Source organism: Longimicrobium sp. (genome assembly GCF_036554565.1).
Classification (GTDB): domain Bacteria; phylum Gemmatimonadota; class Gemmatimonadetes; order Longimicrobiales; family Longimicrobiaceae; genus Longimicrobium.
Genome location: NZ_DATBNB010000737.1, coordinates 1 through 9,574, shown reverse-complemented (window position 1 = coordinate 9,574; position 9,574 = coordinate 1). Strand labels below are relative to the sequence as shown.

Below are 9,574 nucleotides of genomic sequence, written 5' to 3'. Positions count from 1 at the left end.
GTCGGCGTACACCTGCTGCTGCGGGTCCAGCACGGGTTTCGTCTCCTCGCCCACGGCTTCGCGGTAGGGAATGTCGCCCCACACCGACGCGGCCGTGCCCATCTGCAGGGCCTCCCACACCTTGGCGATCCCCTCGAACTGCTGGTCGCCCGCGGCCCGGGCGTTCGCCTGGATCTTGCGCCAGTCCACCAGCCCGCCGCCGGTGTAGAAGCCCGCGAACATGCCGGAGTAGGCAGCCTCGGTGTTCAGGTACGAGCTGCCGTAGTCCTTCTGCTGGTTGTTCGTCCCCGACAGCTGCTGGATGAACATCGCGGCGCTGCGGGCGACCTGCCCCTCCTGCCGGACGAACGCCTGCGCCTGGGCGGCCACGAACAGCTGCTGCGTGGTGGACGTGACCGGCTGGTTGGGGTTCTCGTCGATCCCCTCGCCGGTAAGGAAGTCGCTGCACCCCGACACCGCCACTATGGCGGCCGCGAGGCCCGCGAGCGTGAATTTCTTGCTCATCACGTTGCTCCGTTCCTGTTCAGTGGGTGAGGCCCAGAGAGAACACCCACGCGCGCGAGAGGGGGTTGACCATCCAGTCGATGCCCCGGTTGGCGGCGGCGGCACCGCCGACGTTCACCTCGGGGTCGAAGCCCGTGTAGTTGGTCCAGGTCTTCAGGTTGCGGCCGGCCAGGCGCACGTCGATCGCGCTGAGGCCGAGACGCTGGGTGACCCAGGGCTGCGAGAAGGTGTAGCCGATGGTCACCTCGCGAAGGCGCGTGTAGGTGGCGTCTTCCTGGAACTGTGACGCGGGCCCGCCGATGCCGCCCAGCGAAGTGTACCAGGTTTCGCCGATGGGCACGGCCTTGCCGGCACCGGGGCCCACGACGGCACCCGGCATCATGGTCTGGCCGAACACCTGCTCGTTGCCGACGCAGGTGGTGACGCCGCCGGCGGTGGTGCAGGTGGCGCGCTGCTCGGTGTCGCCGTGCGTGCCGTAGCTGTACATCGAGGCACGGGTCATGTTCTGGTTGCTGCCGCCGGAGCGGTGCTCCACGAACGCGCTCAGGCGGACGCCGCGGAAGTTCACCTCGCCGGTCAGGCCGCCCGTCCAGTCCGGGTTGGGGTCGCCGATCACCCGGGTGGTGGGGTCCTGGATGGGGAAGCCCGAGGCGTTGATGTACAGCGCGCCGTCCGGCTTGCCCGCGCAGGCCGCGCCGACGTTCTCGGTGCCCACCATCTCCAGGCCGCGCCCGCAGCGGGCGAAGTCGGTGCCCTGGAACACGCCCAGGGGCTGGCCCACCACGGCGTCGGTGGTGCGCCCGCCGAACGAGCCGCCCAGGAAGGGGCTGGAAAGCTCCTTGCGGGCGGTGTCGCCCAGGCTCAGCAGCTTGTTGCGGTTGCGGGCCCACTGGCCGCCCACGTTCACGCTGAAGTCACGGCGCTCCACGATCCGGAAGTTGGCCGTGGCTTCCCAGCCGCGGTTCTGGATCTCGGCGGCGTTCAGCACCCGCTGGCCGAAGCCCGTCGAAGGCGCCAGCTGGATGGGGAAGATCACGTCCGACGCGTTCTGCCGGTAGTGCGTCAGGCTGAGGTCCGTCCGGCCGTTGAAGAAGGCCAGGTCCACGCCCAGCTCCGTCTCGGACACCCGCTCCGGGCCGATGTCGGGGTTGCCCTGCGTGGCCGAGGTGTACAGGCCGCCCAGGCCGCCCAGCGTGGGCTGCAGCTGCGCACCCGGGCTGAAGTCGGTGATCAGCCCCGCCGAGAATACGTCCTGCAGCTGGTACATGCCCGGAAGCTGCCCGCTCTCGCCGTACGCCAGGCGCAGCTTGCCGAAGCTGAGCAGGTTCTCGGGGAGGTTCAGCGGACGCGTGAACGTCCACGCCGCCTGGGCGCGCGGGTACCAGGCCCGCTTGCTGTTGAAGCCGAAGCGCGACGAGCCGAAGTTGGTGACGCCGGCCGTCAGGAACAGCTGGTCGGCGACGTCCATGGTGCCCGTCAGGTTGTACGACTCGATGCGGCTGGTGGAGTCGGCGTCCGTGGGCAGCTGGCGCGACACCGTGTTCGCCAGCTTGAACGGGCGGGGCGCGATCAGCGTCTGCCCGGTGATGAACACCTGGCGGAAGTACGTCTCGTTCAGGTTCTGGCCGGCGCTGACCGACCCGGAGATCAGGCGTCCCAGCGAGTAGTCGGCCGTGGCGACGAGGTTGTGGTCGAGGATGCGGTCGTAGAACTGCCAGCGGGTCACCTGGCCCGCCACCGCGGCGCCGGAGCTGCCGACGGGAACCGCTTCCATGCGGTCGTCGCTGGCGTAGTCGATGCCCAGGTTGTGGGTTACCCGCAGCCAGTTGAGCGCCTGCCAGTTGGTGTTGATGTTGCCGTACACGCGGCCGACCTCGGCGGTGTTCTCGCCCTCGAAGGCCGCGAAGAACGGGTTGTCGAAGCCGCGGTTGGTCAGCGCGTCGCCGGGGCCCGGCAGGGGAAGCCGGAAGCTGCGGTGCTGGCCGGTGGCCGGGTCCAGGTAGATGCGGTTGTTGAACTCCGGCGGCGTGCGGACCGCGCCCAGGATCAGGCCGTTCACGCTGTTGCCGCGCTGCACGAACTGGCCGCCCGTCTGCACGTACGAGACGTTGCCGCCCACCGTCAGGTTTTCGCGAAGGCGGTGCGAGGCGTTCAGGCGCGCGGTGCTGCGGTTGTACGTGTCGGCGTCACCCCAGATGAAGCCGTTGTGCCGCACGTCGCCCACCGACAGGTAGAACGTGGTGCGCTCGTTCCCGCCCGACATCGTCAGGGCGTTGTCGAAGATGCGGCCGGTTTCGTACAGGTTGGCGACGTTGTCGTACGTCGGCGTGCCGGGGGCGATCTGGGCGCCCCACGACTGGAAGCCGCTGCTGATGGAGCAGCCCTTTCCGTTGGTGATCGTGGGGTTCAGGGCGCAGGGCGGGGTCACGCTCGACGTGCCCATCCCGTACCTCTGCTGGAGGGGGAGGGTCGAGGCGGCTTCGTCCAGCTGGATGGAGCTGCGGAACGAGTAGGTGGTGCGTCCCGCGCGCCCGCGCTTGGTGGTGATCAGGATGGCCCCGGCGGCGCCGGCCTGCGCCCCGTACACCGAGGTGGCCGCCGGACCCTTGAGGATCTCGATGGACTCGATGTCGTCGGGGTTGATGTCCGACGCACGGTTGGGCGCCACGGTGCCCTGCAGCGCGCCCGAGGTGGAGCGCGTGGAGTTGTTCATGGGCACGCCGTCGATCACGAACAGCGGCTGGCCGGTGCCGCTCAGCGTGCTCTGGCCGCGGATGCGGATGGCCGTGGAGGCGCCGGCCTCGCCGGAAGCCTGGTGCGTGACCACGTTGGCCACGCGGCCCGCGAGGCCCGAGACCACGTTCGTCTCGTTGGTGCGCGAAAGCACCGCCGAGTCGATGCTGGCGCGCGCCGTGCCCAGCCGCTCCACGCGGGTCTGCAGCCCGGCCCCGGTCACCACCACCGCGTCCAGCTGCAGCGCGCTGGTCGCCATCTGGAAGTTCTGGGTGAGGCTGGCGCCCGGGTTCAGCGTGATGGTGCGCGTCTGGGTGGCAAGGCCCACGCGCGTGGCGGAGATCTGCACCGCCTGCCCGGCGCGGATGCGCGCCCCGGGAATCACCACCCTGTACGTGCCGTCAGGGCCGGTGGGGGAACCGACGTTCAGGCTCTCGATGCGCACGAGCACGGCGGCCTCTGGCTGGCCCTGGGCGTTCGTGACGCGCCCGGTCACCGTCGCGGCCTCCTGGGCCAGCAACGAAACCGGTGCGAGCGCCGCCGCGATCACTACCGCGATCAGCCGACGGAAATTTCTCATTCCTCGTCCTCCTGTTTGGTTCGGCGGCCGGGATGGCGCGCCGGGTGGGGTCCGATGGTTCGCACCGGCTTCGCGACGGAGCCGCGCGGTGCGGGGGGCGCGCCTGCCTCCTTCGGCGAAGGAAGCCGCTGCTGCCCGAAGGGTCGTGCCCTGCTCGACTCCGGGAAATTTCGCGTCGGCCCTCCGGGTGCGGGTGGACGTGGGTGGTGCCGGAATGAAGATAGGCGCCGGACTGGCGCGAATGGCCGAGCTGCCGAAAACCGCTGCGGCGCCGCGTCGATGGTGTGTTGGAAGTGCTGTCCTGCGGAGTGGATACGCCTCTATATAGGATGGGTATCCGGGGGTGTCAAGAGCGGCGGGCTTCGCCCTCACCGGCTGCTACATCCGTTTCCATCCCCTTTTTCCCTTGCTCACCCGCCCACCATCTTCACGGCGCGCAGCAGTGCACGGGCCTTGTTCAGCGTTTCGTCGTACTCGTCGGCGGGGCGCGAGTCGGCCACGATGCCCGCTCCCGCCTGCACGTGCGCCCGCCCCCCCTGGGCCACGACGGTCCGGATGGCGATGGCGGTGTCCATCGTGCGCCCGCCGTAGCCGAAGTAGCCCACGGCGCCGGCGTAGGGCCCGCGGCGGGCGGGCTCCAGCTCGTCGATGATCTCCATGGCCCTCACCTTGGGCGCGCCGGAAACGGTGCCCGCGGGAAAGGACGCGCGGAACACGTCCATCGCCGACATCCCCTCGCGCAGCTCGCCCTCGACGGTGGACACCATGTGCAGGACGTGCGAGTACTTTTCGATGGACATGCGCTGCGGCACCGTCACGGTTCCCCAGCGGGCCACCCGCCCCACGTCGTTGCGCCCCAGGTCCAGCAGCATCAGGTGCTCGGCCACCTCCTTGGGGTCTGCCAGGAGGCTGGCTGCCAGCCGCTCGTCTTCGGCGGCGTCGGCGCCGCGGCGGCGGGTGCCCGCGATCGGGCGCACCGTCACCTTCCCATCCTCCAGCCGCACCATCACCTCGGGCGACGAGCCGATCAGCCGCGTGCCGTCCAGGTCCAGGTAGAACAGGTACGGCGACGGGTTCAGCGTCCGCAGCGCGCGGTACAGGTCGAAGGGCTCGGCGGCGAGGGGCACCGTCAGCCGCTGCGAAAGCACCACCTGGAAGGCGTCTCCGGCGCGGATGTACTCCTGCACGCGCCGCACGCCGTCTTCGTACCGCTGGCGGCTGCTGGTGCTTTCGAAGTCGGGGTCCACCTCGCCGCCGGCGTCGGCCAGGGCCAGCGGCGCGGGCCCGGGCGACTCGTGCAGCCGGGCGATCAGCGCGTCGATCTCCAGGCCCGCGGCATGGTAGCGCTCCTCCCGCTCGACGCGTGACAGGCCTTCCACCTGCACCGCCACCACGGCGCGCGCGCGGTTGAACAGGTTGTCGATGACGACGGTGGTCCCCGTGAGCATGAACACCGCGTCCGGCAGGTCCAGCCCCTCGGCCGGCGCGTCGGGAAGGCGCTCGATCAGCCGCACCGTGTCGTAGCCGAAGTACCCCACCGCCCCGCCCCAGAAGCGGGGAAGGCCGGGCACCTCCGCCGGGCGGAACGACGTCAGCATGCGGTCGAAGTCGCCGAGCGGATCGTCGCTTTCCCCCTGGTCCACCCATCCGCCCGCGGGTGTCCACGTGTCCACCCGCCGCCCGCGCAGGCGCCAGGCGGAGCGCGGCTCGCTCCCTAGCAGGGTGTAGCGCGCCCACCGCTCGCCGCCGACCACGGATTCCAGCAGGAACCCGAAGGGCGGCCGTGCCAGCTTGTGGAAGGCGGAAACCGCCGTGTCGGTGTCGAACAGGAACTCGCGCCACACCGGCACCACGGTGGCGCCTTCGGCAAGGTCCAGGAACTCGGCGAGGCCGGGCGAAGGGGGCGCTGGGGTCACGGGAGTCACGGATGAGGATCGGATGGGAGGACCGCGTCAGTCGGCGGCGAGCGGGGCTTCGAAGTCGTCGCCGCCGGTCACGTTTTCTTCGCGAAGCACCGAGGTGCCGGCGCGCTCGTCGTACTCCACGCGCAGCACCTGGTCCAGGCTTTCGCGGATCCCCTCGATGTGGGTGATCAGGATCACCTGCTCGAAGCGGTCTTCCAGGTGATGGAGCAGCTGCACCACGTTGTCGCGGCGGGCCACGTCGAGCGACCCGAACACCTCGTCCAGGATGAGCAGCGACAGCGGGTGCCCGGCACGCTCGGCGATCATCTGCGAAAGCGAAAGGCGCAGCACCAGGTTGGCGATGTCTTCTTCGCCGCCGGAGATCACCGGCTTGTCCTCGCCCTCGTCCATCACCATCAGGTTGTACGCCTCGTCGATTTCCATCGACGTGTAGCGCCCGTCCGTCAACTGCGAAAGGAAGGCGGAGGCGATTTCCGACAGCTCCGGCCGCACCTGGTCGTTCAGCTGCTGGCGAAGCTCGCTGTAGGCGAGGTCGAGCTCGTCGTGGTAGCGAAGCTCGGCTTCCTGCGCCTCGACCGCCTTCACCCGCTGCCGGTACAGCGTCTCGGCGCGGGTGGCGGTCTGCAGCGCTTGCTCGGCGGTGTTCAGGTCGCCCGTGGCCCGGGCCACGCGCAGGTCGGCGGCGCGCACGGCCTCGTCCAGGCGCTTCTGCTCGGCGCGCACGGCCTCGAAGGCTTCTTCGCTGAACCCCAGCCCGTCGCGCTCCGCCGTGGCGGCGCCGGCCTGCTGCACCGCCGCGGCTTCGCGGGCGCGGGCCTGCGACTGCGCCAGCTCCCAGTCCGCCCCGCGGGCGGCCGTTTCTTCCAGCCGGGCGGCTTTCTTTTCCAGCTCGCGCAGCTCGGCCAAGCGCTTTTCGGCCTTGCGGTGCTCCGCGGCGTCGTACCCGGAGGGGAGCGCGTCCAGCTCGCCCTGCAGTTCCCCGCGCCGGGCCTGGCGCTGGGCCAGGTCCGCCGTCAGCTGCTCCAGCTCCTGCAAGGCGCCCTGGCAGCGGGTGAGCTTGCGCGACCGGTCTTCCACCGCCTCCACCAGCTGCGGAAGCAGCTTCTCCAGCTCCACGACGTCCTCGGGCTTGGCCTCGAGCTGCTCGTATCGCTTGGCCCGCCACTTTCCGTCCTGCACCAGCATCCGCCACTGGTCTTCCAGCTCTTCCAGCGTGCGTTCGTAGTCCTTCCCGAGGGGACGGCCGCAGGTGGGGCAGATGCCTTCGGCGCCCAGGGAGCGGATCTGGGTGATCTGCTCCTTGAGCTCGGCGCCGCGCTCGCGGTAGGTGGAGAGCTGCGTGAAGGCGTCCTGCTTGTCGGCCAGCCAGGTGGACTTCTTTTCGTCCAGCGCGGCGGCGACGGCTTCGCGCTGGGTGCGCAGCTGCTCCAGCTCCCCCGCGTACTTCTTTTCCAGCTCCGGGGCCGTGGCCACCTTTTCCAGCCGCTCGCGCGCGCGCACCAGCTCGGCATCCAGATCCGCTACCTGCCGGACGAGGGCCTTGCGGCGTTCGTCCTGGCGCGCCAGCTCGCTGAGCTTCGTGCACTGATCGGTGACGGTGGGGAGGTGTACCAGCTTCTCGCGAAGCGGTGCCAGCGCGGCCTCTGCCTCGGCGACGGCCTCCAGCTCCGACGCGGCCCGGTTCAGCTCGCGGCGCGCGGCCTCGCCGTCGCGCTCCGCCTGACCGATGGCGTGCGTGAGCTCGCGGTAGCGTTCGCGGGCCTTCTGCGCATCGTCCCAGCGCGGCGTGATCTCCTTCAGCGCGACGGCGGCATCTTCCGCCGCGCGGACCGAGGCCTTCCGCGCCTCCACCGCCTCCGCCACGCCCTTTTCGGCCGCCACGCGCGCGGCGGCGATCTCTTCCGGATCCCCGAGCGTCGCCCGGAGCCCGCGGATTTCGCTCCGCAGCTCGGTCTTGCGCCCTTTCACCAGGTCCTGCGCGCGCCGCAGCCGCTCGTAGCCCAGCACCTGGCTGAGGAAGCGGCCGCGGTCCGCGGGCCCCATGGTGGCCAGGAACGCCAGCTCCTTCTGCCCGGTGAAGTAGGTGTTGAAGAACTCCTCGCGCGTCATCCCGACGCGCTGCTGCAGGTACGCCGTCGCCCCGCCCACGGTGGACGCCACGGGCGAGGCGCCGCCGTCCAGGTACACCTCGGCGGTGGTGAGCGTGCGGATCACCCGGAACTCGTGCGCGCCCAGCCCGAACGCCAGGTCCACCTCCACACGCGAACGCGCCCCCGCGCGCGCGAACTTGATGGTGTCGTTGGTCCCGCGCGCCGCCGAGGCGCCGTAGATGGCCCAGGCGATGGCCTCCAGGATGGTGGACTTGCCCGCGCCGTTGGGCCCGATGATGCCCGTGAGCCCGGGGCGGAAGGTAATCTCGGTGTGCGCGTGCTGGCGGAAGTTGCGCATGGAGAGGGAGCGGAGGCGCATGGCTCAGCCCTCCCCGGTGCGCTCGACGTACGTTTTGCCCAGCTCCACCAGGTGGTCGCGGTCGCAGCGGTCGTCGCGCAGCACCCAGTCCTTGCGGATGAAGCTTTCCACCTGCTCCTGCAGCGTCTGGCGGCGCACGGGCGCGCCGGACGCGGCGCGGCGGCGGATCTCGGGCGGGCGCGCGTCCAGGTGAAAGTGCAGCGCCTCGGCCTTCCACTCGCGGATCTGCTTGTGGTTCAGCTCGCGGATGCAGGGGCGCTGCACGTCGGTGACCACCATGCGGACGATCTTGCCCTTGATGCCCTCGGGCACCTTTTCCACCAGCGCGCGGATGCGGGCGTCCACCTCGGCGGGGCCCAGGCCGCGCGCCTCCACCCAGGGAAGGTCCACCACCGTGCGCGTGCGCAGCGGCTGGAAGTCGGCCCGGCGCGTCTCGGTGTCGTACAGCAGGAACCCCTTTTCTTCCTTCTCCATCCAGATGTTGGTGGAGGTGCGCTCGATGCCTCCGGCGTACCACATGTTGGGCGCCATCTCGGTGGCGATGTGGTAGTGGCCCAGCGCCACGTAGTCCCACCGCTCCGGGCCGATGTCGGTGTTCTCGACGATGGCCCCACCGTATTCCGACACGTAGCGCAGCTTCTGCTCGGCCGCGGCCCCGCCGATGGTGCCGTGCAGCATCAGCAGGTTGTGCTTGACCGCGGGGTCGGGCTCCAGCCGCGCCAGCTCGCCCGCGAACAGAGCCACGTGGGGCAGGCAGAGGATGGAGGTGTCCAGCTGCGGAAGGTGCACCGTGCGGCTTTCGTCGCACGCCACCCGCACCCCGTCGATCTCGCGGAACAGGTTGAGGATGTTCCCCGTGTCGGCCGAGCGCGGGGAGTCGTGGTTGCCCGCGATCATCACCACCGGCGTCTCCGGAAGCTCCTCCGAGAGGCGGCAGAACTGCCGGAATGCCTCGGCGATGGAGGTGTTGGAGGGGCGGACGGTGTGGAACACGTCGCCGGCCACCAGCACCAGGTCCGGGCGCAGTTCCACCACGCGGGCGACGGCCTGGCGAAAGGCGTCGGCCACGTCGGCTTCGCGCGCGTTGGCACCGCGCTGCGTGACGCGGTGGTAGGCGCGGAAGCCCAGGTGAAGGTCGGCGAGGTGGGCGATTCTCACTGTAATTCGGTTCTGCTTGTGGTTCGGTTCTATTGATGCTGATCGTGTGATGTCGTCTTGACGGCGTCCGGGAGGCCCCTCCCCCGGCCCCTCCCCGCAAACTGCGCGGGAGAGGGGAGAAGTCACACCAGACGGCCTGGCTGCCGGTGAATGCCTCTGGGAGCCCCCTCCCCCCGGCCCCCATCCCCCCGCTGCGCGGGGGAGG

The 9,574-nt window shown here is 70.3% G+C and carries 5 protein-coding genes; all 5 read right to left on the bottom strand.

Annotated elements, in window-relative coordinates; genetic code table 11:
- Positions 1–504: SusD/RagB family nutrient-binding outer membrane lipoprotein (locus VIB55_RS20680; RefSeq protein WP_331878568.1), on the bottom strand; the 504-nt coding region annotated here is incomplete at its 3' end.
- A 19-nt stretch (positions 505–523) separates the two neighbouring features.
- Positions 524–3,817, bottom strand: a complete 3,294-nt coding sequence (locus VIB55_RS20675; RefSeq protein ID WP_331878567.1) for a SusC/RagA family TonB-linked outer membrane protein — start codon at positions 3,815–3,817, stop codon at positions 524–526.
- Between the two features lie 410 nt (positions 3,818–4,227).
- Positions 4,228–5,733: an anthranilate synthase component I gene (gene trpE, locus VIB55_RS20670; RefSeq protein ID WP_331878566.1), complete on the bottom strand. Its 1,506-nt coding sequence runs from the start codon at positions 5,731–5,733 to the stop codon at positions 4,228–4,230.
- A gap of 36 nt (positions 5,734–5,769) precedes the next feature.
- Entirely contained in the window at positions 5,770–8,211 is a 2,442-nt protein-coding gene (locus VIB55_RS20665; RefSeq protein WP_331878565.1) for an SMC family ATPase, read from the bottom strand.
- Positions 8,212–8,214: 3 nt separating this feature from the next.
- Positions 8,215–9,369 carry a DNA repair exonuclease gene (locus VIB55_RS20660; RefSeq protein ID WP_331878564.1) on the bottom strand — a complete coding sequence of 385 codons (1,155 nt, stop codon included), beginning with the start codon at positions 9,367–9,369 and terminating at the stop codon, positions 8,215–8,217.
- Positions 9,370–9,574: the final 205 nt, after the last annotated feature.

Excerpts from the sequence above, each read along its gene's own strand:
- VIB55_RS20675 (WP_331878567.1), bottom strand. The coding sequence starts at position 3,817 with ATGAGAAATTTCCGTCGGCTGATCGCGGTAGTGATCGCGGCGGCGCTC.
- VIB55_RS20665 (WP_331878565.1), bottom strand. The coding sequence starts at position 8,211 with ATGCGCCTCCGCTCCCTCTCCATGCGCAACTTCCGCCAGCACGCGCAC.